Genomic DNA, 25,411 nt, shown 5'->3' on the forward strand with positions numbered 1-25,411 from the left:
GTTATGGATAAAAATAATCTGAAGGGCTGGCTTTATCTGCTGCCGGCGTTCCTTTTTCTGGGATGTTTTCTGATATATCCTCTGATAGATGTCTTTATCTATTCCTTCGAGGAAGGCTTTAACTTTGCTTCCCAGACGTATTACGGCGTCGGTCTCTATAATTACTCGTATATCCTGCATGACCCGTATTTTCTGCAGGCGGTGAAAAACACCTTTATCCTGGTGGTGATTACCGTGCCGCTTTCCACGGGACTTGCGCTGCTGATTTCCGTGCGTCTGAGCTCCATAAAGGCGCTGCGTGAGCTTTATCAGACCATTTATTTTCTGCCGTATGTGACAAATACGCTGGCGGTCGGTCTGGTTTTTATGATTCTGTTTAAGAGAACGCCCTACACGGACGGCTTCATCAATCTGCTCCTGGGGCTTTTCGGCACCGGTCCGGTGGACTTTATCGACGGACCCTACTGGGCGAAAATGTTTGTGCTATGCCTGTACACCATCTGGGTGGTCATGCCGTTTAAGATACTGATTTTAACGAGCGCCCTCGCCTCGGTCAATGAGCAGTATTACAATGCGGCAAAGGTGGACGGCACCCCGCGCTGGCGTATTTTTATAAAAATTACGGTGCCGATGATATCGCCGACGCTGTTTTACCTTGTCATCACCGGTTTTATCGGGGCGTTCAAGGCGTACAGCGATGCGGTGGCGCTCTTTGGAACCGATTTGAACGCGGCGGGGATGAACACCATCGTCGGATACGTTTACGACATGCTGTACGGCAGCAGCGGCGGCTATCCGTCCTATGCGTCGGCGGCAGCCATCATCCTGTTTGTGATTGTGCTGACGATTACCTGCATCAACCTTCTCGTCAGCAAAAAACATGTTCATTATATGTGAGGTGCGCTATGGAAAATCAATTTGAAAAGACAGAAAAAAACGGCAGGGCGCATTTTCCCGTGGGGAAAATTCTCACATATGCGCTGCTGACGCTCTGGGCGGTCATCGTGCTGTTTCCGTTTTACTGGATGCTGCTCACCTCGGTGAAGAGCTACAGCGCCTACAACTCGGAGTACATCCCGAAGCTTTATACGCTTGCGCCCACGCTGGAGAACTATAAGGAAGCGTTTACGGCAGTGCCGCTGGCGCGCTATTTTGCCAACACGGTGATTTTTGCCGTGATTACCACGGCGCTGATGGTAATTGTGACCGTGCTGGCGGCGTTCGCCTTTGCAAGACTGAAATTCCGCGGGCGGGACCTGGCGTTTACGCTCTTTCTCGCGCTGATGATGATTCCAAACGAGCTGGTAGTGATTACCAATTACGTGACCATCACGAATCTGGAGCTGCGCAATACCTTTGCCGGGCTGATTCTGCCGTCGGTCACATCGGTCTTTTACATTTACCTGCTGAAGGAAAATTTCGCGCAGGTTCCCGACCAGCTCTATTATGCGGCAAAGGTGGACGGTACCTCCGATTTCCGGTACCTGCGCAGGGTAATGATTCCCATCTGCAAGCCGACGATTGTCACGATTACGATTCTGAAGGTGATTGAATGCTGGAATTCCTATGTGTGGCCAAGGCTGATTACCGATGATGAAAATTATTTTCTGGTGTCGAACGGAATCCAGGAAATCCGCGAGAACGGCTTCGGACGGGAGAATATTCCGGCAATGATGGCGGCGGTCGTGGTGATTTCGGTGCCGCTGATCATTCTGTTTCTGCTGTTCCGCAAAAAGATTATGGAGGGCGTATCCAGAGGAGGTACAAAGGGATGAAGAAAAAAATCAGAAAGCTGCTGCCTCTGGCGGCTGCGGCGGCAGTCAGCGCGCTGCTGACCGGCTGTCACGGGGCGCAGGAGAAGAGCGCCTTTTCGATTCCGGAGACGTTCGATACCTCGCGGCAGTATGAAATAACCTTCTGGGCAAAAAATGATACCAACAAGACGCAGACGCGGATTTATGAGCAGGCAATCAGCGATTTTGAGGAGCTTTACCCCAATATTACGGTGAATATGCGTCTGTATACGGATTACGGCAAGATTTATAACGATGTCATAACCAATATTTCCACCAACACCACGCCGAATGTCTGCATCACTTACCCGGACCACATCGCCACCTACCTGACGGGGAATAACAGCGTTGTGCCGCTGGATGAGCTGTTTTCCGATGAAAATTACGGGCTCGGCGCCAGCCAGGTGCGCTTTGATTCGCCCGCGCAGGAGGAGATTATCCCGCAGTTCCTGGAGGAATGCCGGGTGAGCGGGCATTATTACGCCATCCCCTATATGCGCTCCACGGAGGCATGCTACATTAATAAAACGTATCTGGAAAAGCTCGGCTACGAGCTGCCGGAGACGCTGACATGGGATTTCATCTGGGAGGTATCGGAGGCGGCGACGGAAAAAGATGCCGACGGCAATTTTTCTGTCAACGGGCAGAATGTGATGATTCCGTTTATCTATAAATCGACAGATAACATGATGATTCAGATGCTGAAGCAGAAGGGTGCCGGGTATTCCACGGAAGACGGGGAGATTCTGATTTTCAATGACACGACAAAGGAGCTTTTGTATACGATTGCGGAGCACGTAAAGAGCGGAGCGTTTTCCACCTTTAAGATTTCCAGCTATCCGGCAAATTTCCTCAATGCCGGTCAGTGCATCTTTGCTATCGATTCCACGGCGGGCGCCACCTGGATGGGAAGCGACGCGCCGCTCTCCGACATCAGTGAGGATAAATTCGTGGAATTTGAGACGGCGGTGATGCCCATCCCGCAGTTTGACACGGAAAATCCGCAGATGATTTCGCAGGGACCGTCCGTCTGCATCTTCCAGAAGGACGATGCCCAGGAGGTGCTTGCCTCCTGGCTGTTTGCGCAGTACCTGCTTACCAATGAGGTGCAGATCGCCTATGCGCAGACAGAAGGCTATGTGCCGGTAACGTCAAAGGCACAGGAGAGCAGCGAATACCAGGATTATCTGGCAAGGAGCGGCGAGGACAACAGCACACATTATGATGTGAAGATTAAGGCGTCGGAGCTTTTGCTGGATAATGTGGAAAGTACCTTTGTGACGCCGGTATTCAACGGGTCTGCATCCCTGCGCGATGCCGCGGGGCAGATGATAGAGGAGGTGGCAAAATCCACGCGCAGAAAAAAGACGGTGGACGATGCCTATATCGAATCACTCTACAGCGATATGAAATCGCTGTATCATCTGGACGAGGGGCAGGGCGCTCTGACAGGCGACGGGAAAGCGGACTTAGGACCACTGCCGGTTACTGCCGTGGTTCTGCTGGCGTCGCTGGCGGCAGTGTGGGCGGCGATACTTCTGTATGTGATTATCAGGGCAGTGAAGAAAAAAGGATAACTATCTGACCGGAAGGAAAAATCCGCCTCTGATATTTGCCGCATGATGAAACAGTTATAAAAAATGTCAGTCAGGCATTGATTTCCTGAAATTTTCGATTATAATAGAGGATGAATACGGGTGAACAGCAGCATGACTGCTGATACCGAAGGAGGATAAGTATGAAAAAACTTACAGCATTATTATTAACACTCTCTCTGGCAGCCGTTTCCGCAACCTGCGTTATGGCAGAGGAAACAGAGACAGAGGCAGAAACCGTTGTGACAGAAGCAGCCGCGGCGGACGAAGAAGCGGACGTAAAGTCGGAGGGCGTGATGACGCACGACGAATATGTGGCGGCGGAGCTTGATTCCGAGGTCGTAGTCGAGACCTACGTGCAGGCAAAGCAGTCCTGGTGGGAGGACAAGGCGACCGTTTATACACAGGACAAGGACGGCGCATACTTCCTGTATGACATGGCTTGCTCCGAGGAAGATTATGAAAAGCTGAACGTCGGAACAAAAATCCGCGTTACCGGTTATAAATCCGAGTGGTCCGGCGAGGTGGAAATCGTCGATGCGACCTTCGAGATTCTGGACGGCGAGTACGTTGCTCCGGTAACGGATGTGACAGAGCTGCTCGGCACAGATGAGCTGATCGACCATCAGAACGAGTACGTTTCCTTCAAAGGCATGACGGTGGAGGCTTCCACGGATGCGGACGGCAACGAGGCACCGTTCCTTTACAACTGGGACGGCTCCGGACAGGACGGCGATGATTTGTACTTCAACGTTTCTCTGAACGGCGAGACCTATACCTTCACGGTGGAATCCTATCTGTGCGACAACACCACAGACGTTTACAAGGCGGTAACAGAGCTGCAGGTTGGAGACAAAATCGATATGGAAGGCTTCCTGTACTGGTATGAGGGCGTAAACCCGCACATCACATCGGTAACAGCAGCAGAATAACGGACAGTAAAACGCTTTTTTCGGAGTCACCTCGAAAGAGGTGGCTCCTTTTATACCACGGGATGCGGCGCCGGAAGGTCTGTATTTGAAGTAACGCCGGTAATTTACGAAAGGCTTTTTTACGCGAATCCGTTTGCCATACATCCAGTCGCAGACACGTTGATTTTTTGATTTTGCTGCGCCGCCTATTGGCAGCAATTTTGCCTCCATAGAAGCCGGTCGGACAAAATTGCTGCCGCTATGCTCGCAAAATCTGCAAAATCTGCCTATCGTCTGCGGCTGGATGTATGGCACCGGATTCTGCTGTAAATATTTCTATTGTAAATTACCGGCATTACTTCAGTACATGATTTCCTGGTCCGGACACTTGTAGAAAGGGAAGAAAAATGAATGAGAAGAAGCTTATGATGCAATACAGCGCGCTGCAGGGCTGTTACTGGATGCTGTTTGGCACGGTGTACAGCTTTGCTACGGTATACCTTCTGGCGCGCGGTTTCGACAGCACAGGGATTGGCATCTGTATTGCCGTGGGAAACATCTGCGGGGTGATCCTGCAGCCTGTTTTTGCCGGAATGGCGGACCGCTCTTCCAGAATTACCGTACAGAAGCTGACGGCAATTCTTGCCGGTCTGACACTGCTCGCATTGCTTTTGCAGTACGCCGTACCGGACAGGATTCTGCCGGTGGCAGCGCTGTTTATCATTGCAGACGCGCTGCTGCAGGTGCTGCAGCCGCTGGTGAATTCTGTCAGCGTCTATTATATCAACCGCGGCGTCAACGTGGATTTTGGCATAGCCAGAGGTATCGGCTCCCTCTGCTATGCGATTATCTCCAGCGTTCTCGGCGCGCTGATTGCCAGAAGCGGAAGCAGCATAATTCTGGCAGTGGGAAGCATTCTGCTTGCCGTCATGATTATCCTGCTGTGCAGAATGCCTGTATATAAGGGCGCGTATACATCTGCAGCGAAGGCGGATGCAAAGCTGTCCCCGGACGAAAAAACGGAGGCGGATGCAGCCCAGGCTGCCGGAGGGGAAGGCGCGGGTGCGGTATCCTCTGCCGGGAAACCGGACGCAGAGGCGTCTGGCGGGACCGGGCGTACAGTGAAGGCTCCGGGCGGTTTTATCCGGCGCTATCCTTATGTCTGCATTGCAAGTATCGGTCTGACACTGCTGATGATGAACCACAATATGCAGAACAGCTATCAGATTCAGATCATTACCCCGCTCGGCGGCGATTCCGTTGCGCTTGGCAATACGCTTGCCATTGCCGCGGTGATGGAGCTGCCGACGATGTTTCTGTTTTCACGGATGGTGAAACGGATTTCCAGCAGCCGCCTTGTGATGCTCTCCGGTGTCTTTTTCTTCGCGAAGGCGGTCGCATATCTCTTCTGCGGCAATATGACGCAGATGTACGCCGCGCAGGTGCTGCAGATGGGCGCATTTGCCCTCTATATTCCGGCGACGGTATATTATGTGAATGAGGTGATGGATCCGCAGGATACCTTCCGGGGGCAGGCGCTGATGGCTGGTACAAGCACGCTGGGCGGCGTTTTTGGAAGCCTCATCGGCGGTCTGCTAATTGATTATCTAAATGTATGTATGATGTTAATTTTTGGCACAATTATTGCATTTATCGGTATGCTGACAGTATTTTGGGCGGCGCCGAAAGCAAAAGGCGCACCTGGAAAATGTTGATTTTCTGTTAAGAATTTGTTACAATGGGAGCAGGTGGCAGAGTCTGCCACCCAGAAAAGGTTATATCTAAGAGTATAAAAAAACGGGGGAAGTAAAATGGCAATAAGGATTATCACAGATTCGGCAGCGGATTATTCCGCACAGGAGATTGCACGCAGGCAGATTACATGTGTCCCGATGTCCGTGACCTTTGGGGAGGAACAGTTTCAGGACGGCGTGGACCTGACGAAAGAGCAGTTTTTTGAAAAGCTGCTTTCCGGAAAAGTATTTCCCAAGACGTCGCAGCCATCGCCCACCATGTTTATCAACTGCTTTGAGGAGGCGAAAGCGGCACAGGATACGGTGATCGCGATTCTGGTCTCCGGGGCGCTGAGCGGTACCATCCAGAGCGCAGTGCTTGCAAAGGAAATGGTAGAATATGAAAACATCCACATCGTTGACAGCCAGAATGCCACGCTTGGGATGCGTGTGCTGGTGGACCGCGCGGTTTTTCTGCGGGAGCAGGGGTGTGATGCCAGAACGATTATAGAAGAGCTGGAGGCGTTAAGACCGCGCATCCGTGTGTATGCGGGGCTGGATACGCTGGAATATCTCCAGAAGGGAGGCAGACTTTCCAGAGGGCAGGCGGCGCTCGGAAGTCTGGTAAATTTAAAGCCGGTGGTGAAAATTACGCAGGAGGGATGCGTGGAGCTGTGTGGAAAGCAGATTGGAATGAAGCATGCTTTCCGGCAGATTGCGAACATTCTGGAGGAGGACGCTCCGGATGTGGATTTCCCGGTATATTTTCTGTATGCGTACGACCGGAAAAACTGTGTGAATTTTATCCGGTATCTGAGCAAAAGAGGAATGGATTTCGGGACGCCGAAGCTGCGCGGCATCGGACCGACGATTGGCAGCCATATCGGTACCGGGGCATTCGGCATAGTGTATGTAAAGTAAAGGAGCGGTTTATGAAAAAGAAGAAAGTAATTTCAATTCTGATGGCATGTACGCTTCTGTCCGCCGGTTTTGGAAATGCCGTTGTACTGGGAGAGGATATCGCGGTATGGGACAGCCTGGAGGGCGAAATGGCGGCCGGGGGCGGAGACGGCTATGCGGAGGCGCCCGGTACGGAGCAGTATGTGGAGCCGACGGAGAGCTATATTCCGGAGGCGACGGAGGGGTATGTGCCGGAGCAGACGGAAGGCTATGTGCCGGAGGCGACAGAGGGCTATGTTCCGGAAAATACGGACAATTTCCAGGAGTGGACGGAAAGCTATTATTATGAGGAAGCAGGAACCGTCAGCTATACGGAGGAATCGTATCAGCCGGAGGAGCGCCAGGAATTCTGGGACGAACGCGAGGCTGCCTATGAAGAACACCGGGAGGGCACCATCAGCAAAAACTCGGACGAGGTGTATACGGTGGAGGATTTCGACATTCCGGGGATAGAGGAAGCGCAGGAGGGTTTTCAGCTCAGTGAGACATCCGAGCTGCCGGAGCAGATGTATCTGCAGGTCCCGGAAATCCTGCAGAACCCGGAGCTGCCCACGGGCTGCGAGGCGGTGTCGCTTACGATGGCGCTGCAGTACGAGGATTTTGATGTGGACAAGATTACGATTGCAAGTGATTTCCTGATTTATAATCAGGAGACGGACAATATGGCAATCGGCTACGTCGGCGACCCGTTTTCCGAGTCGGGTGCGGGCTGCTTTGCGCCGGCAATCGCCGCGACCGCGCTCGCTTTCTTTACAGACCAGGAGGCGGAGTATAAGGCGTACGATATCACAGACACGGATTTTGAGGATTTATTCGCCTATATTGCTGCCGGAACTCCGGTGATTCTCTGGACGACCATGTATATGGCGGATCCGGAATTTACCCGCATGGATGCAGAGTACGAGGGGCACGTTTATCGCTGGTACAGCCAGGAGCACTGCGTTGTGCTCTCCGGTTACAACCGCACGGAGGGAACCGTGCAGGTCAACGACCCGCTGGAGGGAATCGTGACAAGAAATCTTGACGAGTTTGCCGCGATTTACAATCTGACAGGGAAAAATGCAGTCGTTTTAAAGGAAATTACGGAAACGACGTCCGACAGCGCATCCGTCAACACCGAAGTGGGGCTTCCGTAGCGCAGGCTTTTCTGCACAGAAAAGCGTGCTGGTCGCGCTGCATGGAGCACCCCGGTATGCGACCGGGCATTCATGGTGAAAATCGTAAAAAAATGTGTTTGAAATCTTAAAAATATGTGAATTCTGCACAGGGCGCGTTGACGCATTCCCGCCTTTGGAGTATACTAGAGACATCAAGAAGAACAGGGCGGGTGATTATGAATATCTTATTTTTTTTAAAGCCAAAAAGTGAAGTGGCATATTTGTACGAAGATTATTCGCTCCGTCAGGCACTGGAAAAAATGGAGCATTACCGCTACAGCGCAGTGCCTGTCATCAACCGGAGCGGTCATTACATAGGAACACTGACAGAGGGGGATTTACTCTGGTACATTAAAAAGATGCGCCTGGGTGATTTGTATGAGGCGGAGGATATTCCGCTGCGGTCGGTAGAGCGCCGCTGGGATAACCAGCCGGTCAATGTGCAGTGCAACATTGAGGATCTGATGCTCACCTCCATGAACCAGAACTTTGTTCCCGTGATTGACGACAACCGTACTTTCATCGGGATCGTTACCAGAAGGCAGATTATGCAGTACATCTGCGAAGGCTATATGGAAGCAACGGGAAGCAGCGCCGGATAGGCGCTGCTTATATTTTTAGAGGATTGACAAAAAAAAGCATAGTTGGTAGAATAAAATAAATGTGCATCCGCACAGTTTTTGCAAAGGAGTGAGAAGAGTGAAACAGAGAGTTTTATCTATGCTGGTAGACAATACCTTCGGCGTTCTCAGCCGTGTGGCTGGTCTGTTCAGCCGGAGAGGCTATAATATCGACAGTCTGACAGTAGGAGAAACCGCAGACCCGCGTTATTCGCGCATGACGGTGGTTGTCAGCGGCGATGAGCAGATTCTCGACCAGATCGTCAAGCAGCTCGGAAAGCTGATCGATGTGGTTGATATCAAGACCCTGAAGGAGGGCGAGAGCGTAAACCGCGAGCTTGTCATGATCAAGGTGCGCGCGGAGGCGAAGGACCGTCAGGGCATTAACGCTATCTGCGATATTTTCCGCGCGAAGGTCGTGGACGTGGCAAAGGATTCTATGATTATCGAGCTGACAGGCGACCAGAGCAAGCTGAAGGCATTCCTTGAGCTGATGAATGATTACGAGATTCTGGAGCTGGCGAGAACCGGTATTACCGGTCTGTCCAGAGGCGCGGAGGATGTGCGCTATCTGTAAGCGCAGACTCCGGCCGTGCGGCTGTTTCCGGCTGCGGTCAAAGCGGGATATGTGTTTCTGGCTGCATACAGGCGGAATAAAGCAGACGTTTTTGTATCTGTGTGCAGACGAATGACTGCGGCACGATAGATGCGTGCTAGAGGTAAAATTTTACCTTTAACCAATATATTTTTATGGAGGAGAAGAAAAATGGAAGCGAAGATTTATTATCAGGAAGACTGTAACCTGTCACTGCTGGAAGGCAAAACCATTGCCATTATCGGTTATGGAAGCCAGGGACATGCTCACGCGCTGAATGCGAAAGAGTCCGGCTGCCACGTAATCATCGGTCTGTACGAGGGAAGCCGTTCCTGGAAAAAGGCTGTGGAGCAGGGATTTGAGGTATATACCGCGGCGGAGGCTGCAAAAAAGGCAGACATCATCATGATTCTGATCAATGATGAAAAGCAGGCTGCAATGTATAAAAAGGATATCGAGCCGAACCTGGAGGAAGGCAACATGCTGATGTTTGCGCACGGTTTCAACATCCATTACGGATGCATCGTACCGCCGGCAAATGTTGACGTTACCATGATTGCGCCGAAGGGACCGGGTCATACGGTAAGAAGCGAATACCAGGCTGGCAAGGGTGTTCCGTGTCTGGTAGCGGTACATCAGGATGCAACCGGAAAAGCACTGGATACGGCGCTGGCATATGCGCTGGCAATCGGCGGTGCGCGTGCTGGCGTTCTGGAGACGACCTTCCGCACCGAGACCGAGACCGACCTGTTTGGTGAGCAGGCAGTGCTCTGCGGCGGTGTATGCGCGCTGATGCAGGCGGGCTACGAGACGCTGGTAGAGGCAGGCTACGACCCAAGAAACGCTTACTTTGAGTGTATCCACGAAATGAAGCTGATTGTCGACCTGATTTATCAGTCCGGCTTCTCAGGCATGAGATACTCTATCTCCAACACGGCAGAGTACGGCGATTACATCACCGGTCCGAAGATTATCACCGAGGAGACCAAGAAGACCATGAAGAAGATTCTTTCCGACATCCAGGACGGAACCTTCGCAAAAGACTTCCTGCTGGATATGTCTTCCGCAGGCGGACAGGTACACTTCAAGGCGATGCGTAAGCTGGCGGCAGAGCATCCGTCAGAAATCGTCGGCGAAGAAATCCGCAAGCTGTATAGCTGGAACGGCGAGGACAAACTGATCAACAACTAGCGCGAAGGCACCAAGCCGTGCACGAGTGAATAACAATTCTCCCGGCGAGAGTTTACTCTCAGCCGGGAGAATTGTTATAAACGAGTATAGGGCGGGAGCCCGCGTGCGAGCAATCACCGATTGCGAGAACGGAGCACGGCTTGCAGGCAGGAGGCGGGAGCCCGCGTGCGAGCAATCAACGATTGCGAGAACGGAGCACGGCTTGCAAGCAGGAGTACGCGTGAAAAAATCCCGGCGAGAGTTTACTCTCAGCCGGGAGAATTGTTATAAACGAGTATAGGGCGGGAGCCCGCGTGCGAGCAATCAGTGATTGCGAGAACGGAGCACGGCTTGCAGGCAGGAGCCCGCGTGAAAAAATCCCGGCGAGAGTTTACTCTCAGCCGGGATTTTTTTCCTAAAAAGCTTTTTTAGTTAAAGTAATTATACACGATTTTTGAAAATTTTGTAATGTTCGCCGTACTGGCCCAGCCGGAACCCGGCGTATCGCCCATGACGACCAGTATGTAATCTGCTCCTTTGGAGTAGACAATCGCCGCATCGTGCGTAGTATCATCTGTCTCGCCGGTCTTGTTGGCTACCGTCACGCCGGAAGGAACCCCGGCGGGAATCTTGGAGCGCCGCGTCTGCTTTTTCAGATAACCGAGCATTTTTTTGGAGGCGGATTTGCTGACGCAGGTTCCGCGGTAAATGCTCTCCAGGAGCTTTCCGCAGTCGGCAGCGGTCGTCACATTGGAGCCGGTGCCGTTTGACAGACCGTAATTGTTGCTGGACGGGGAGAGCCCGTGCCCCTGGTTGGTGCCGGTGTAGCCGTTCGCCTTACACCAGGTATTGATATAGGAGGTGCCGATTGTGCGCACGATCGTATTAAAGGCGGTATTGTCGCTGACGGTAATCATGCTGCTGATAGTGTTCTTTACGGAGGATTCCTTCAGCTTTCCGTCCTTTATGCGCTGATAGGCGGCGCTCATGGCGTAGAGCTTAATCAGGCTTGCCGCATATACGCGGCGGTTGTTGATCGTGAAGGATTCGTTGGTGTCCAGATTCTTTACATAAATGGACCAGGTACCGCTGCAGGATTTGATGGCGGTTTTCAGCTCCTTCTGCAGATTGGAAAGCGGCGGCTTTTTGCCGGGCACATAGGCGCCTGCGGAATTTACGTAGCGCTCTCCAATCCAGGTGCTCCTTGCCATCACACCGTTTTTGTCAAAGTAGTATTTTTTGCCGTCGATTTTTGTCCAGCCGGTCGCAGCCGCTCCGGTGGAAGGAGAGAGGTAGTACGTCTTCTTGTCTTTCGTATACCAGCCTGTCTGCATAATGCCGGTCGACGCAAAAAGATAGCGTTTTCCTTTGATGGTCTTCCAGCCCGTGGAGACCCTTCCGCTGGAATTTGCGTAATATTTTTTGCCGCGGTATGTGCAGATGCGGCTTTTCTGCAGGACTCCCTTATACGAAAAGATATAGCGTTTGCGGGAGATGACGGCGATACCGGTGGCGGCGGAGCCGTCTTTGGTGAAATAATATTGTTTGCCGCTGATGGTTTTCCAGCAGTTTTTAACGATTTTTCCTTTGGAATTGTAGTAATAAATTTTTCCGTCAACGGTGCGTAGCTTATTTTTATATGTAATTTTTGAAGCCGCGCTGACTGTGGTATCCACAGAGCGGATGCCCGGAAGCGACGGAAGAATGCCGGCGATAAGAAATGCCAGCAGAAGCGTGATACATAGTTTTTTCTTCATTCTCTTTCCCTCGATTTCAATGTTTATACTTTAGTATATCATATTTTTTACTGACAGACCAGAAGATTTGTGATATAATAACAGACAATGATTTAAGAAAGGCAGGAAAAACTCATGGGAATGACAATGACACAGAAGATTCTGGCGGCAGCGGCTCATCTTCCTTCCGTAGAGGCGGGGCAGCTGATTGAGGCAGATCTGGATCTGGTTCTGGGGAATGATATCACCTCCCCGGTGGCAATTCACGAAATGGATAAATTCACAAAGGAAGGCGTTTTCAACAAGGATAAAATTGCGCTTGTTATGGATCACTTTATTCCGAATAAAGACATCAAATCGGCGGAGCACTGCAAATGTGTGCGTCAGTTCGCGGCAAAGCACGACATCACAAACTATTTTGACGTCGGGCAGATGGGCATTGAGCACGCGCTGCTCCCGGAGAGTGGTCTGACTGTGGCGGGCGATGTAATTATCGGAGCAGATTCGCATACCTGCACCTACGGCGCTCTGGGCGCGTTTTCCACGGGTGTTGGAAGCACCGATATGGCGGCGGGCATGGCGACCGGAAAGGCATGGTTTAAGGTGCCGTCCGCAATCCGCTTTCATCTGGTCGGAAAGCCGTCAGAATGGGTGAGCGGCAAAGACGTCATTTTACATATTATCGGCATGATTGGCGTGGACGGCGCGCTGTACCGTTCTATGGAGTTTACCGGTGAGGGCGTGAAGAACCTCTCGATGGACGACCGTTTTACCATCGCAAACATGGCGATTGAGGCGGGCGGAAAGAACGGCATCTTCCCGGTGGATGACCTGGCGATCGCCTATATGAAGGAGCATTCCCAGCGTCCGTATAAAATCTACGAGGCGGACGAGGACGCCGTATACGATGAGGAATACACCATTGATCTGAGTGCACTGAAGCCGACGGTTGCTTTCCCGCATCTGCCGGAGAACACGAAAACCATCGATGAGATTACAGAGGATGTGGTAATCGACCAGGCGGTAATCGGTTCCTGCACAAACGGAAGAATTGACGATCTGCGCTGTGCGGCAAAGATTCTGGAAGGGCGCAAAGTGAAAAAAGGCGTGCGCTGCATCGTAATTCCGGCGACGCAGAAGGTGTATCTGCAGGCGATGGAGGAAGGACTGCTGAAGACCTTTATCGAGGCGGGCGCAGTTGTCAGCACGCCGACCTGCGGTCCGTGCCTTGGCGGCTATATGGGCATCCTGGCGGAGGGCGAGCGCTGTATCTCCACCACAAACCGCAACTTTGTCGGAAGAATGGGACATGTAAATTCAGAGGTATATCTGGCGAGCCCGGCGGTGGCAGCGGCGAGCGCTGTGACCGGTAAGATTTCCGCGCCGGCTGAACTGGGATTATAAGGAGGAAGAGAAGCATGAAAGCACATGGAACAGTTTTTAAATATGGCGATAACGTGGATACGGATGTCATAATCCCGGCAAGATATCTGAATTCCTCCGACCCGGCGGAGCTGGCGACGCACTGTATGGAGGATATCGACAAGGAATTTATCCATAAGATGCATAAGGGCGACATTATTGTTGCGAAAAAGAATTTCGGCTGCGGTTCCTCCAGAGAACATGCTCCGATGGCGCTGAAGGCGGCAGGGGTGAGCTGTGTGATTGCGGAGACCTTCGCGCGTATTTTCTACCGCAATGCTATCAATATCGGTCTTCCGATTATCGAATGTCCGGAAGCAACAAGAGGAATTGAAGCGGGAGACGAGGTGGAAGTGGATTTTGACAGCGGCATCATCTACAACCGCACGAAGGGAACGCAGTTTAAAGGGCAGGCGTTCCCGGAATTCATGCAGAAGATTATCGAGGCGGAAGGTCTCATAAACTATATCAACCGGCAGTAAATCAGGCAGAAGGGCGGGGCAGAGTCCGGGACGGACCCCTCCGGCGTACTTGTTTTCTGTCTTTACCGCGTTGTCTGCGTTAATGACGGATACAGGCTTTTTACGCCGGCATTCACTGGCAGGTGCTGCTGCAAAGAAGCTGCTGCATTTCGCGGATACCCGCTTCCTGTGAGGTAATGATTGCCCGGAGGATTGGCTTTAGTTCCGGGCAGATGGCAAAGCAGAGGGCATTCTCCGACATGCGGACGGCGCCCTGGTGATGCGGAATCATTTCCCGCATAAAATCAGAATTGAGATTATTCGTTGCGCAGGCGGTTTTCATTTCCGAAAACATAGCCTGCGTAATTTGTCCGAAGCGGAGCTGATAACGGCAGAGCTGCTGCTGCGGATTCTGAAAGCGGCAGCAGCTTTTCAGCGCGTTCTCCATATCCTGGATGCTTTTTGTCTGCTCCGTTATGATGCGGAGGGCAATTTCCTGCAGCGGGATGCAGGTGGTGTACTGAAGAAGATTTTCTGACATGCGGATGGCGGCGCGGTGATGCGGAATCATCTGGACAATAAAATTGTGGGAGATACTTCCGGTCAGCTCCGCCTGTGTCATCTGGCATATCATTTCCTCCAGAATATTCCGGTATTCTTTCAGATATCTTTGTGTGACAAGACTGAGTTCAGAAGGGGTTTTCATTCATGGAAATCCTTTTTTTATTCCAGTATATGCGAAAGAGATACCGGTGTGCCCGGTAAGGAGAGAGGCTGTAATTTTTCAAAAAAGATACCGGTGTGCCCGGTAAGGAAAACAGCTGATTTTTTCAAAAGAAAAGCCCGGAATTCTCAGAATAAGAAGCCGGGCTTTTTGCAGGTTATTTTATTTGTTGCGTTTCTTTTTGTAAATGACAGCCGCGATAATGACTACAAGTGCAACCACCAGTACGATGATGATGGCAGCAATCGGTGTGCTGTCGCCGGTCTGCGGGTTAATGCGGATAGCGTTGTTATTGGCTGTCGTGTTTGCGGAAATCACATCGCCGACGGTAATCGTGATGGATTTGCTGTCTGCAATATCCGTTACCTGCCAGCCGTTGTCATAGACCTGTTTCTGGTAGGTGACGGTCAGCGTATAGCGTCCCGACTGTGTGATGGAGAAGGAACCGCTGAAGTTGTCGCGGAAGGTACCGGGGGTACTCTCAACCATCCAGGAGGACGGAACGTAACGGACATCGCCGTTAATCGGGTTGCTGTTTCCCATTCCTGCGCCGTAAGCCGTAAAGGTGAGGGCAGTATTGAGATTGTAGTTTGTACCGTCTGTCAGACCGGAAATGCCGTTGTTTGCCGGGTCTCCGATGATATTCAGCGGTCTGGTCTCGGAATAATCGCAGTTGTCACGCTGGCAGTAGCGGATTTCCTCGCCGTGCTCCGTATCGGTGGAAGCGGTAACTACCTTCCAGTTATCGCGCAGATCATGTCCGAGCGCCTTGCCTTCTGTTGCGCCGCAGCGTTCACATGTTTTCGGTTCTGTGCAGGTAGCGGGCGTCCAGTCGTGTCCGAGCGCCTCTCCCTCTGTTGCACCGCAGCGCGTGCAGGTTTTCGGGGCTGTGCAGGTCGCGTCTTTGAAATCGTGTCCGAGTGCCGGTGTATTTTCCGCTCCGCAGACCGTGCAGGTCTGGGCGGTGGTGCAGGTAGCCTCCGCGCCCCAGGTGTGATTTGCTTTTGCAATTTCCAGGGTAAACGGATACGTAATCTGGTTGCCGTTTGCGTCTGCAGCGTAGATTTCATAATTCTTTGCGCCGGTCGTATAATCCTGCGCGGTAACCGGTGCATACGACAGGGCAGCGCCGGTGTAGGCATCCGCAAAGGAAACGGTGATGGCGGACAGATTCATGGACGAATTACACGGAAGCGTTACCTGCGCCCTGTTTTCTCCGTCAGCCGGATCCGCCTTCAGCGTAACGATATTATTGTTCGTATCGCTGTAAGAATTTGTGCCGTCTGTGATCGCAAATGTGACAGCCAAATCAGCAGCCGGTGCGTCTGTCTGGGTGGTTTCTGCTTCGGAAGTCTCCGACTCAGATGCCTGTGTCTCAGATGCCTGTGTCTCAGAGGCCTGTGTTTCTGATGTCTGTGTTTCCGAAGCCTGCACGGTGGTCTCTGTCTGTCCGGCCGTCTCCGTCTGCACATCCGATGAGTCTGTGCCTGCGGTCTCTGTCTCAGAAGAAGCAGTTTCTTCTGTTCCGGAAGCAGCGGTTGTCTCAGTTTCCGTTTCGGATTCTGTCATGCCGGAGGCTGTTACGGTCTCGCCGTTTACCATGACGGTGCCGTCCGCATTGATCAGGGAATCGTCCGTGTTGTTAATATAGTCCGGCTCCGATTCTGTCTCTGCGTCTGTTCCTGTTTCAGAGGACAGCACGTTTTCGTCATCCGGCACATCTGTTGTTTCGGATTCCTGTCCCTCAGAGGCAGCTTCTGTGTCTGTTGCATCTGTTTCCGTATAATCGGAAATGATTTCTGTTTCGGAAGCTTCGGTATAGGCGGCTTCCGTCGTCTCTGTTTCTGTTTCCGGTTCTTCGGTCTGCGGTGCGGCGATCGTCACCGTCAGGGAAGGAGTGCGGGCGTCATCCGCCAGTTTGATTTCATCATAGGAAACGCTGCCGCTCTCCAGATATTTATCAAAGTCCGGAACGAAGGTATAGGACCCCTCCGGGCTGCTCTCCGAATACAGCTCTCCGGTATCGGATTTTAACTTCCAGACCATCTGGGAAAATGTGGTATCTTTTGCAGCATCGGGACCGTCAGATTCCAGATAACCGGTAACCTTTAAATCTACCGGCAGACCGAGATTTTCCAGTGTGGTTCCAGGTTCTGCTGTAAGATTGCCGTATTTTTCCTGGATACTGCTGTCCGTAAAATTCCCTTCCGAATCCTTTTCAAGCTCCGGAAAACCGGTGATTACGAAGACGGATGTGCCGTCATCTTCCGGTTGCGCTGACTCTGTGGTGTATTCTCCATCCGGAGCCTCAGCCGACACGGCGGGCACCCAGGAGAAAGCCAGCGCGAGCGACATCAGCCAGGCAGTGCCTTTGGCTGGCATAAAAATGTTCTTCTTCATAATAATTGCTCCCCCTTTCAAAAGGAAATCTCTTTGTGAGATTTAATTGTTACATTTATATTAACACATTATGAAGGAATAATCTATGGAAAAATTGTGAACTTTTTCATAAGGGGGAAACTGGCAGTCTGACGGGACGGCTACTGTAAGGGGGTGAAAGGGAAATTTAATGAAATTAGGTCTTGAAAAAAAAGGCGGCTTCTGTTATACTGATACAAGTCTACATTAAGTCTATCTGGACGGATTTTCGGAGTGTGGCGTAGCTTGGTAGCGCGCTCGGCTGGGGGCCGAGAGGTCGCAAGTTCAAATCTTGTCACTCCGACTGGATGATACTGGGTCTGCGGGAATTTCCGCGAGAGATGCTTTTGCGGGAAAAGCAGGGCGGGCTAAAAGCCGGTTCTGGCAGCTTTACAGGCGGTCAGGCAGGTATCGTCATAGCTGGAAGCTTTTGTATTCCAGCTTTGTTAATAAATATAAATGTAAAGATAAAAGCGATGAAGAGGAATAGTACGGGTATATTTGAATCCAGAAAGCTGCCGGGTGATGCGAGGCAGCAGAGAAGATATCCGGAACTCGCCTCGGAGCGGCTGCCCCAAATTCTGCAGCACAATAGCAGGAACTGTTGCCCGTCGTAAAGCGGAGCAGTGTAAAACCGGACGATATTGTTATGGAAGAAATGCAGAAGAGTAGACGCAGACGGATACCCGACCGTTATCCGGGAACGATATAAGGTTCAGACAGAGGCAGATAAGGTTTTGTCAGGATCCGTATCGGGTGAGTGTATGAAGAGATTCATAAAACAGAGTGGTACCGCGCAGGACAAAAATATGTCTTTCGTCTCTGGTGACAGCATAAGCATGTCAGAGAGATGGAAGATTTTTTTGTTTTTATATGTCGCTTATGCGGCTCAGAATTCTGCGGAGCGGGATTCTGTTTCCATTCAAAAAAGCAGAAGAAAGGGAGAGAACATTATGGAGCAGTTTAAGAAGTACAAACGGCAGTATTTTATGCCGCCCACGGAGTGCATGGACTGGGCGAAAAAGGATTATGTGGATAAGGCGCCGATCTGGTGCAGCGTGGATTTGCGCGACGGCAACCAGGCGCTGATCGTGCCGATGACGCTTCAGCAGAAAATCAGCTTCTTCAAGCTTCTGGTGAAGGTGGGCTTTAAGGAAATCGAGGTGGGCTTTCCGGCGGCGTCGGAGACGGAGTACCAGTTTCTGCGCGCTCTGATAGAGCAGGATCTGATACCGGAGGATGTGACCATCCAGGTGCTTACGCAGGCGCGCGAGCATATTATCAAAAAGACCTTCGAGGCGCTCAAAGGAGCCAGACGGGCGGTTGTGCATGTATATAATTCCACGTCCCTGGCGCAGCGCGAGCAGGTGTTCCGCAAATCGAAGGAGGAGATTCTGAAAATCGCCGTGGACGGAGCGGCTCTGCTGAAAAAGCTCGCCGAGGAGACGGAAGGAAACTTTGCGTTTGAGTACAGTCCGGAGAGCTTTACCGGAACGGAAATGGAATATGCACTGGAGGTCTGCAATGCCGTTCTGGATGTGTGGCAGCCGACAGCGGATAATAAGGTGATCATTAATCTGCCGAGCACGGTGCAGCATTCCATGCCGCACGTTTATGCGAGCCAGATCGAGTACATGAGCAAAAACATGAAATACCGCGAAAATGTGATTCTTTCCCTGCATCCGCACAATGACCGCGGCAGCGGCGTGAGCGATGCGGAAATGGGTATCCTGGCGGGCGCGGACCGTATTGAGGGCACGCTGTTCGGCAACGGGGAGCGCACCGGAAATGTGGACATTGTCACGCTTGCCATGAATATGTATTCCCAGGGAGTGGACCCGCAGCTTGACTTTACCAATATGCCGGAAATCTGCGAGGAATATGAGAAGTATACCGGCATGACCATCGATATGAGAAGTCCGTACAGCGGAGCTCTGGTGTTTGCAGCTTTCTCCGGCTCCCATCAGGATGCTATTGCGAAGGGCATGAAGTACCGCGAGGAGAACAACTGCGAATACTGGACGGTGCCGTATCTTCCAATCGACCCGACCGATATCGGCAGACATTACGAGGCGGATGTTATCCGCATCAACAGCCAGTCTGGAAAAGGCGGCGTAGGCTATATCCTGGAGCAGTATTATGGTCTGAATCTTCCGCCAAAGATGCGCGAGGCAATGGGCTATGCGACGAAGGCGGTTTCCGACGAGCAGCATAAGGAGCTTCTGCCGGATGAAATCTTCAATCTGTTCAAGACGAGATACGAGGACATTACGGAGCCATTCAGCGTTGCGGAGGTACATTTCAAGCAGCATAACGGCATCATCGCCGAGGTGACGGTAAACTACAACGGTGAGACGAAGGTGGCGGTCGCTTCCGGAAACGGACGTCTGAACGCGGTAAGCAATGCGCTCAAGAAGCAGTTCCGTCTGCAGTACGACCTGGTCGTATACCAGGAGCATGCTCTGGAGGCAAGCTCCAGCTCCCGCGCGATTGCGTATGTCGGCATCAAGGATAAGGACGGCGGGCTGCACTGGGGCGCCGGTCTGGACCAGGATATTATCCGCGCGTCCATCAATGCGCTGTTTACAGCCATCAATAATATGACGGCTGGCGTTCTGTAAGGAGTCTGTACAGGCAAAAAACAAAATATTTCATAAATGTTAAGAAAAAATAAAACGCGAAATCCCTTTAAAACAGCGGATTTCGCGTTTTTTGTCGAAAAATATTGCAAAAAATCGAAATAAATGTTACGAAAATGTAAAATATTGCTTGACAATGTAATAAAAATTAAATATAATGTCAGTGCATGGGGGTGTATAAAAGAGCAAGAAAGGAAAGCAGCATATGGAAGTGTCAAAAGCGCTTCTGGAGATGATGTATAAAAGAGCAAGGCGTTTTGGGAGACGGATATATCGGAAACATTCTGCTGTTATAATCACGACATGCATGCTGGTGATAGCGTTTCTGTTCGCAATAGGGGTGAGCGGGGGAAGCAGAAATCTAATCAGACAGGGGGACAGCCGCCTGGTGTCGGCAAGCGTCGGCGCGGGAGAGGTACTGGCGGCGGAGGAAACATCACAGACGGAGGAGCTGCAGGCCGGCCTGAAGGGTGTGGTCCAGAGTGCGGTTACGATGGAAGAATATTATAAAGCAGCGGAAGAAATCGATATGGCGGGCGCCAACGAGGAAATCCTGGTCGGCGCGTCGAAAACCAGCCGGCAGAGAGTAATCCGGCAGGTACTCGGAGAGGGCGCAAAGTCGTCGGAAAATGTGATAGCCTGCGCAACACAGTTTGTGCGGGACAACCAGATGCCGGAGAGCGAATACTACACGCTGCTCCGTATTGTGGAAGCGGAAGCGACCGGGGAGGATATCACAGGGAAGATGCTGATTGCAAATGTGATTTTAAACCGCGTTGCGGACGAGCGTTTCCCGGATACGATTGAAGAGGTAGTATATCAGCGCATCGGCGGCAGCGCACAGTTTCAGCCGACCATCGACGGCAGGATCGATTCTGTGGAAATTACGGACGAGACGATTGAAGCGGTGGACCGGGTGCTTGCGGGAGAGGATTATTCGCAGGGCGCATTGTACTTCATGGCGCGCAATGCATCGGATGACAGCAGTGTAGGGTGGTTTGAAGAGAACCTTATCTGGCTTTTCCAGCACGGCGGACATGAATATTATACATTATCAAAAGACGCAACAGTATCCTGAAAATGGGATTACAGCAGAGGAAAGCTGGAATAAGTCCGGCTTTCCTTTGTTTTTTTAAGTTGATTTTTCCGGGAAATATGGTACACTGAACGCATGGGATATTTCAATAAAAAAGGAGCGAAGGAAATGAATAGAAAATATGACGTAGTAACGCTTGGAGAAATGCTGATAGATTTTATCGAACACGGCAAAAGTGAGCAGGGAAATCCGCTGTTTGAGGCGAATCCGGGCGGAGCGCCGTGCAACGTGCTTGCCATGCTGACAAAGCTCGGCAAAAAGACGGCTTTTATCGGGAAAGTGGGAAAGGACCAGTTTGGATATCAGTTGAAAAATGCGGTGGAAGCTGCCGGCATTGATACAACGAATCTGGTGATGGACACAGAGGTGCACACGACGCTGGCGTTTGTACATACCTTCCCGGACGGAGACCGTGATTTCTCCTTCTACCGCAATCCCGGAGCAGATATGATGCTTAGAAAGGACGAGGTGATGGAAAATCTGATAGAGGAAGCACGGCTGTTTCATTTCGGCACGCTTTCCTCCACGCACGAGGGTGTGCGCGAGGCGACACGCTACGCTATTTCCGTGGCGGAAAAGAACCATCTTCTGATTAGCTTCGACCCGAATCTGCGCCCGCCGCTCTGGAATTCCCTGGAGGATGCAAGGGCAGAAATCGATTACGGGATGCAGCACTGCGATATGCTGAAAATTTCGGACAATGAGATTGAATTTATGACCGGCTGCAGCGATTACGAAGAGGCGGCGAAGATGCTGAAAGAGAAATATCAGATTCCTCTGATTCTGGTGACGCTCGGAAAAGAGGGCAGTCTGGCTTACTATAAGGACCATGCGGTATCCTGCGCGCCGTTTTTGCAGGAGAAAACTATCGAGACGACCGGTGCGGGCGATACCTTCTGCGCAAGCGCGATCAACTATGTGCTGGAGCACGGCATCGAAGATCTGACAGATGAAAATCTGAAGGAAATGCTGACATTTGCGAATGCTGCCGCGTCGCTGATTACGACCAGAAAGGGAGCGCTCAGTGTGATGCCGGAAAAAGAGGAAGTGGAGGAATTTATCAATGAACGTCATGTATAAGAGCACAAGAGGACAGGCGGAGGCAGTGCCGGCTTCGCAGGCGATTTTAAAGGGGCTTGCAGAGGACGGCGGTCTGTATGTGCCGGAGCGGATTCCGGCGCTGGAGGTGACGCCTGGACAGCTGAAGGGCATGAGCTACCAGGAGACGGCGTATGAGGTGATGAGGCTGTTCCTTACGGACTTTACGGAGGAAGAGCTGAAGGGCTGCATCAGCAGGGCGTACGACGAAAAATTTGATACGCGGGAAATCGTGCCGTTAAAAGAGGCGGACGGCGCCTGGTATCTGGAGCTGTTCCACGGCGCGACCATCGCTTTTAAAGATATGGCGCTCTCCATTCTGCCGCATCTTCTGACGACGTCCGCGAAGAAAAATAACGTAAAGAATGAAATCGTGATTCTCACGGCGACCTCCGGCGATACCGGCAAGGCGGCGCTTGCGGGCTTTGCGGATGTTCCGGGCACCCGCATCATCGTGTTTTACCCGAAGGACGGCGTCAGCCCGATACAGGAAAAACAGATGGTCACCCAGAAGGGAAAGAATACCTATGTCGCCGGCATCCGCGGAAATTTCGACGATGCGCAGAGCGGCGTGAAAAAGATGTTCGGGGATAAGGCACTGGCAGAGGAGCTGGACCGGGCGGGCTTTCAGTTTTCTTCCGCAAATTCCATCAATATCGGCCGTCTGGTGCCGCAGGTGGTTTACTATGTCTATGCCTTTGCGCGTCTTTATGAAAAAGGCGTTCTGAAGGACGGGGAAGCGATGAATGTGGTGGTTCCGACCGGAAACTTCGGCAACATTCTGGCGGCATATTATGCAAAGCAGATGGGCGTTCCGATTGGAAAACTGATTTGCGCTTCAAACGACAATAAGGTGCTCTATGATTTCTTCCAGACAGGGGAATACAACCGCAACCGTCCGTTTATTCTGACAAGCTCCCCGTCGATGGATATTCTGGTATCCAGCAATCTGGAGCGTCTGATTTATAAAATTGCCGGGGAGGATGCGGAGGCGGACCGCAAAATGATGCAGGCGCTGGCATCTGATGGCAGATATGAGATTACAGAAGAAATGAGGGCGCGTCTGGCGGATTTTGCCGGCGGCTACGCATCGGAGGAGGAGGTAGCGGAGGAAATCCGCAGCCTTTATGAAAAAACAGGCTATGTGCTGGATACGCACACGGCGGTTGCTTCCTGCGTTTACCGCAAATACCGCCGGGAGCAGGAAGACGGGCGCGTGACAGTGATTGCCTCCACCGCCAGTCCGTACAAGTTTACGAGAAGCGTGATGAAAGCCATTGATGAAAAATATGACGGAATGCCGGACTTTGACCTGGTGGATGAGCTCTCCCGTATTTCCGGGACGCCGGTACCGCGTGCAATCGAGGAGATCCGCACAGCGCCGGTGCTTCACGATGCGGTGGTGGAGAAGGATGGCATGAAGGAGTTTGTTAAGAAGGTTCTGGCGGCTCCGGGGTCTGACGTTTAAAGGAGGAAGCTGTTATGGATTCCATGTTTTCACTGATGGATATTGTGATTGCCGTGTGCGGTGTCTATATACTGTACGTCTGGTATCTGCTGAAATATAAGGGAGAGATTAAGGAAAACATTCTTCTGCCGAAGGACGTCCAGGTGAAGCACTGCAAGGACAAGCCGGCATATGTGGCGGAAATGTCGCCGAAGGTGCTGATTTACGGCTGTGTGGTGACGGTCTGCGGCTTTATCGGAGTGGCGGAGGATGTGTTCCATATCCTCGGAAACACATACATGCTTGTGCTCACCATCTTTTTGCTGGCGACGGTATGGTTTGTAATGCAGGCGCGCGGCGCGTTAAAAAAATACTGGTAAAAAAGATTCCCCGGAAATGCTTCCGGGGAATTGTATTATCGTTCGTCGATTGGAAGATAGGGAACGGTCTCGTGTACGGCGCGGTAAGCGGGACGGATGATTTTTCCGTTGTTTACCAGCTCTTCGATGCGGTGCGCACTCCAGCCGACCATACGTCCGACAGCAAAAATCGGTGTAAACAGCTCTGTGGGCAGATCGAGCATACTGTAAACGAAGCCGCTGTAGAAGTCAACATTTGCGCTGACGCCCTTATAGATGCGGCGCTCCTTTGCGATAACCTCCGGTGCCAGACGGGCAACGGCGGCGTAAAGCTGATATTCGTCCTCGCGTCCTTTTTCTTTGGAGAGCTTCTCCACGAATGCCTTTAATATATTGGCACGCGGGTCGGAGAGAGAATATACGGCATGTCCCATACCGTAGATCAGACCGGCATGGTCGAATGCTTCCTTGTTCAGCAGGGCGGAGAGGTAAGCGGAGACTTCGTCCTCGTCCTTCCAGTCTTTTACCACCTGCTTCATATCCTCAAACATGCGCACGACCTTGATGTTTGCACCGCCGTGGCGCGGACCCTTCAAGGAGCCCAGGGAGGCAGCCATCGCGGAGTAGGTGTCGGTGCCGGAGGAGGTAACGACATGGTTTGTGAAGGTGGAGTTGTTTCCACCGCCGTGCTCCATATGCAGAATCAGCGCAAGGTCCAGAATACGCGCCTCCAGCTTTGTGTATTTGCTGTCCGGGCGCAGAAGCTGCAGGATGCTCTCCGCGGTGGAGAGGTTCTGCTGCGGCACATGGATAAACAGACTGTTGCCGTCGTGATAGTGACTGTACGCCTGGTAGCCGTAAACCGACAGAATCGGGACAAGGCTGATAAGCTGCAGACACTGGCGCAGGACGTTCGGAATGGAAATATCATCCGCGCGGTCGTCGTATGCGTAGAGCGTCAGAATGCTTCTGGCAAGCGTATTCATCATGTCCGGGCTTGGCGCCTTTAAGATGATGTCTCGCACGAAGCTGGTCGGCAGAGAACGGTAGCCGCCCAGACGCTCCGAGAAATCGGCAAGCTGCTGCCGGTCGGGGAGCTGTCCGAAGAGAAGCAGATAAGTGACTTCTTCAAAACCAAAACGGTCGTCCTTCAGGAAACCTTTTACAATATCTTCTACATTAATGCCGCGATAGAAAAGTTTTCCTTCACAGGGAACCTTTTTCCCGTCAACTATTTTGAAAGCATCAATCTCGGAAATCTCCGTCAGACCGGCGAGCACGCCCTGTCCGTTGATGTCACGCAGCCCGCGCTTAACGTCGTAGGTTGTATAAAGTTCCGGATCAATGGCGCCTGAAGACTCGCAGAGCTTTGCATAAGTAAGGATATCTGGTGTGATTTCAGAAAAATTCGTCATAGGGTATATCCTCCAATCTGTAAATTATTTCATCATAACAAATCTATTATAACACAATATGG

21 protein-coding genes, 1 tRNA gene and 1 other annotated feature are annotated in these 25,411 nt (G+C 51.7%); of the genes, 18 read left to right on the forward strand and 4 right to left on the reverse strand.

The genetic code is table 11. From position 1 onward, the window contains the following. Positions 1-3 precede the first annotated feature (3 nt). The 10 genes from NQ534_RS18215 (at position 4) to ilvC (ending at position 10,555) form a co-directional block, all read left to right on the forward strand. Positions 4-897 carry a carbohydrate ABC transporter permease gene (locus tag NQ534_RS18215; protein ID WP_006863487.1) on the forward strand — a complete coding sequence of 298 codons (894 nt, stop codon included), beginning with the start codon at positions 4-6 and terminating at the stop codon, positions 895-897. A gap of 8 nt (positions 898-905) precedes the next feature. Continuing rightward, positions 906-1,775 carry a carbohydrate ABC transporter permease gene (locus NQ534_RS18220; RefSeq protein WP_006863486.1) on the forward strand — a complete coding sequence of 290 codons (870 nt, stop codon included), beginning with the start codon at positions 906-908 and terminating at the stop codon, positions 1,773-1,775. Then, positions 1,772-3,370 (forward strand): ABC transporter substrate-binding protein, encoded by a 1,599-nt coding sequence (locus tag NQ534_RS18225; RefSeq protein WP_006863485.1) that lies wholly within the window; start codon positions 1,772-1,774, stop codon positions 3,368-3,370. Before NQ534_RS18220 ends, NQ534_RS18225 begins: the two co-directional genes overlap by 4 nt. Positions 3,371-3,531: 161 nt before the next feature. Then, the gene (locus tag NQ534_RS18230) at positions 3,532-4,320 is read left to right on the forward strand and encodes a hypothetical protein (RefSeq protein WP_006863484.1); all 789 of its coding nucleotides are present in this window, start codon (positions 3,532-3,534) and stop codon (positions 4,318-4,320) included. 386 nt (positions 4,321-4,706) lie between these two features. Further along, complete coding sequence (locus tag NQ534_RS18235) at positions 4,707-6,014, forward strand: MFS transporter (protein ID WP_006863482.1); 1,308 nt, start codon at positions 4,707-4,709, stop codon at positions 6,012-6,014. A 96-nt stretch (positions 6,015-6,110) separates the two neighbouring features. Beyond that, on the forward strand, positions 6,111-6,953 hold the full coding sequence (locus NQ534_RS18240; RefSeq protein WP_006863481.1) for a DegV family protein: 843 nt from the start codon (positions 6,111-6,113) through the stop codon (positions 6,951-6,953). Positions 6,954-6,964: 11 nt separating this feature from the next. Then, entirely contained in the window at positions 6,965-8,128 is a 1,164-nt protein-coding gene (locus NQ534_RS18245) for a C39 family peptidase (RefSeq protein WP_006863480.1), read from the forward strand. A gap of 197 nt (positions 8,129-8,325) precedes the next feature. Beyond that, positions 8,326-8,751, forward strand: a complete 426-nt coding sequence (locus NQ534_RS18250; protein ID WP_006863479.1) for a CBS domain-containing protein — start codon at positions 8,326-8,328, stop codon at positions 8,749-8,751. 118 nt (positions 8,752-8,869) lie between these two features. Continuing rightward, entirely contained in the window at positions 8,870-9,346 is a 477-nt protein-coding gene (ilvN, locus tag NQ534_RS18255) for an acetolactate synthase small subunit (RefSeq protein WP_006863478.1), read from the forward strand. 189 nt (positions 9,347-9,535) lie between these two features. After that, on the forward strand, positions 9,536-10,555 hold the full coding sequence (gene ilvC / locus NQ534_RS18260) for a ketol-acid reductoisomerase (protein ID WP_006863476.1): 1,020 nt from the start codon (positions 9,536-9,538) through the stop codon (positions 10,553-10,555). A gap of 407 nt (positions 10,556-10,962) precedes the next feature. Here the strand turns inward: ilvC and NQ534_RS18265 are convergent, their stop codons facing one another. Beyond that, on the reverse strand, positions 10,963-12,291 hold the full coding sequence (locus NQ534_RS18265; protein WP_006863475.1) for a serine hydrolase: 1,329 nt from the start codon (positions 12,289-12,291) through the stop codon (positions 10,963-10,965). Between the two features lie 114 nt (positions 12,292-12,405). On the opposite strand from NQ534_RS18265, the gene leuC reads away from it, so the two are divergent. Together leuC and leuD are read left to right on the forward strand one after the other, a co-directional pair. Beyond that, positions 12,406-13,674 (forward strand): 3-isopropylmalate dehydratase large subunit, encoded by a 1,269-nt coding sequence (gene leuC, locus NQ534_RS18270; RefSeq protein ID WP_006863474.1) that lies wholly within the window; start codon positions 12,406-12,408, stop codon positions 13,672-13,674. Between the two features lie 14 nt (positions 13,675-13,688). Beyond that, positions 13,689-14,174 (forward strand): 3-isopropylmalate dehydratase small subunit, encoded by a 486-nt coding sequence (leuD, locus tag NQ534_RS18275; RefSeq protein ID WP_006863473.1) that lies wholly within the window; start codon positions 13,689-13,691, stop codon positions 14,172-14,174. A 112-nt stretch (positions 14,175-14,286) separates the two neighbouring features. Here the strand turns inward: leuD and NQ534_RS18280 are convergent, their stop codons facing one another. Together NQ534_RS18280 and NQ534_RS18285 are read right to left on the reverse strand one after the other, a co-directional pair. Continuing rightward, the gene (locus NQ534_RS18280) at positions 14,287-14,859 is read right to left on the reverse strand and encodes a DUF305 domain-containing protein (RefSeq protein ID WP_006863472.1); all 573 of its coding nucleotides are present in this window, start codon (positions 14,857-14,859) and stop codon (positions 14,287-14,289) included. Positions 14,860-15,039: 180 nt separating this feature from the next. Beyond that, positions 15,040-17,277 (reverse strand): LPXTG cell wall anchor domain-containing protein, encoded by a 2,238-nt coding sequence (locus NQ534_RS18285; protein WP_006863471.1) that lies wholly within the window; start codon positions 17,275-17,277, stop codon positions 15,040-15,042. A 248-nt stretch (positions 17,278-17,525) separates the two neighbouring features. Here NQ534_RS18285 and NQ534_RS18290 point away from each other — a divergent pair. From NQ534_RS18290 to NQ534_RS18315, 6 genes are all read left to right on the forward strand, one after another. Next, a tRNA-Pro gene (locus NQ534_RS18290) sits at positions 17,526-17,599 on the forward strand. A 163-nt stretch (positions 17,600-17,762) separates the two neighbouring features. Then, positions 17,763-18,122, forward strand: a binding site (T-box leader). A gap of 126 nt (positions 18,123-18,248) precedes the next feature. Beyond that, complete coding sequence (locus NQ534_RS18295; RefSeq protein WP_040784650.1) at positions 18,249-19,916, forward strand: 2-isopropylmalate synthase; 1,668 nt, start codon at positions 18,249-18,251, stop codon at positions 19,914-19,916. Between the two features lie 223 nt (positions 19,917-20,139). Continuing rightward, positions 20,140-21,012, forward strand: a complete 873-nt coding sequence (locus tag NQ534_RS18300; protein WP_006863467.1) for a cell wall hydrolase — start codon at positions 20,140-20,142, stop codon at positions 21,010-21,012. A gap of 126 nt (positions 21,013-21,138) precedes the next feature. Next, positions 21,139-22,110 carry a carbohydrate kinase family protein gene (locus NQ534_RS18305; RefSeq protein WP_040784645.1) on the forward strand — a complete coding sequence of 324 codons (972 nt, stop codon included), beginning with the start codon at positions 21,139-21,141 and terminating at the stop codon, positions 22,108-22,110. Next, positions 22,094-23,596 (forward strand): threonine synthase, encoded by a 1,503-nt coding sequence (gene thrC, locus NQ534_RS18310; protein ID WP_006863465.1) that lies wholly within the window; start codon positions 22,094-22,096, stop codon positions 23,594-23,596. Before NQ534_RS18305 ends, thrC begins: the two co-directional genes overlap by 17 nt. A 14-nt stretch (positions 23,597-23,610) precedes the next feature. After that, positions 23,611-23,955, forward strand: a complete 345-nt coding sequence (locus tag NQ534_RS18315) for a hypothetical protein (protein WP_006863464.1) — start codon at positions 23,611-23,613, stop codon at positions 23,953-23,955. A 35-nt stretch (positions 23,956-23,990) separates the two neighbouring features. Here the strand turns inward: NQ534_RS18315 and NQ534_RS18320 are convergent, their stop codons facing one another. Then, complete coding sequence (locus NQ534_RS18320) at positions 23,991-25,349, reverse strand: citrate/2-methylcitrate synthase (protein WP_006863463.1); 1,359 nt, start codon at positions 25,347-25,349, stop codon at positions 23,991-23,993. Positions 25,350-25,411 lie beyond the last annotated feature (62 nt).

The organism is Marvinbryantia formatexigens DSM 14469 (assembly GCF_025148285.1).
GTDB classification, from domain to species: domain Bacteria; phylum Bacillota; class Clostridia; order Lachnospirales; family Lachnospiraceae; genus Marvinbryantia; species Marvinbryantia formatexigens.

Coding starts and splice junctions, on each gene's coding strand:
- NQ534_RS18215 (WP_006863487.1), top strand. CDS start 4: ATGGATAAAAATAATCTGAAGGGCTGGCTTTATCTGCTGCCGGCGTTC.
- NQ534_RS18220 (WP_006863486.1), top strand. CDS start 906: ATGGAAAATCAATTTGAAAAGACAGAAAAAAACGGCAGGGCGCATTTT.
- NQ534_RS18225 (WP_006863485.1), top strand. CDS start 1,772: ATGAAGAAAAAAATCAGAAAGCTGCTGCCTCTGGCGGCTGCGGCGGCA.
- NQ534_RS18230 (WP_006863484.1), top strand. CDS start 3,532: ATGAAAAAACTTACAGCATTATTATTAACACTCTCTCTGGCAGCCGTT.
- NQ534_RS18235 (WP_006863482.1), top strand. CDS start 4,707: ATGAATGAGAAGAAGCTTATGATGCAATACAGCGCGCTGCAGGGCTGT.
- NQ534_RS18240 (WP_006863481.1), top strand. CDS start 6,111: ATGGCAATAAGGATTATCACAGATTCGGCAGCGGATTATTCCGCACAG.
- NQ534_RS18245 (WP_006863480.1), top strand. CDS start 6,965: ATGAAAAAGAAGAAAGTAATTTCAATTCTGATGGCATGTACGCTTCTG.
- NQ534_RS18250 (WP_006863479.1), top strand. CDS start 8,326: ATGAATATCTTATTTTTTTTAAAGCCAAAAAGTGAAGTGGCATATTTG.
- ilvN (WP_006863478.1), top strand. CDS start 8,870: ATGCTGGTAGACAATACCTTCGGCGTTCTCAGCCGTGTGGCTGGTCTG.
- ilvC (WP_006863476.1), top strand. CDS start 9,536: ATGGAAGCGAAGATTTATTATCAGGAAGACTGTAACCTGTCACTGCTG.
- NQ534_RS18265 (WP_006863475.1), bottom strand. CDS start 12,291: ATGAAGAAAAAACTATGTATCACGCTTCTGCTGGCATTTCTTATCGCC.
- leuC (WP_006863474.1), top strand. CDS start 12,406: ATGGGAATGACAATGACACAGAAGATTCTGGCGGCAGCGGCTCATCTT.
- leuD (WP_006863473.1), top strand. CDS start 13,689: ATGAAAGCACATGGAACAGTTTTTAAATATGGCGATAACGTGGATACG.
- NQ534_RS18280 (WP_006863472.1), bottom strand. CDS start 14,859: ATGAAAACCCCTTCTGAACTCAGTCTTGTCACACAAAGATATCTGAAA.
- NQ534_RS18285 (WP_006863471.1), bottom strand. CDS start 17,277: ATGAAGAAGAACATTTTTATGCCAGCCAAAGGCACTGCCTGGCTGATG.
- NQ534_RS18295 (WP_040784650.1), top strand. CDS start 18,249: ATGGAGCAGTTTAAGAAGTACAAACGGCAGTATTTTATGCCGCCCACG.
- NQ534_RS18300 (WP_006863467.1), top strand. CDS start 20,140: ATGGAAGTGTCAAAAGCGCTTCTGGAGATGATGTATAAAAGAGCAAGG.
- NQ534_RS18305 (WP_040784645.1), top strand. CDS start 21,139: ATGAATAGAAAATATGACGTAGTAACGCTTGGAGAAATGCTGATAGAT.
- thrC (WP_006863465.1), top strand. CDS start 22,094: ATGAACGTCATGTATAAGAGCACAAGAGGACAGGCGGAGGCAGTGCCG.
- NQ534_RS18315 (WP_006863464.1), top strand. CDS start 23,611: ATGGATTCCATGTTTTCACTGATGGATATTGTGATTGCCGTGTGCGGT.
- NQ534_RS18320 (WP_006863463.1), bottom strand. CDS start 25,349: ATGACGAATTTTTCTGAAATCACACCAGATATCCTTACTTATGCAAAG.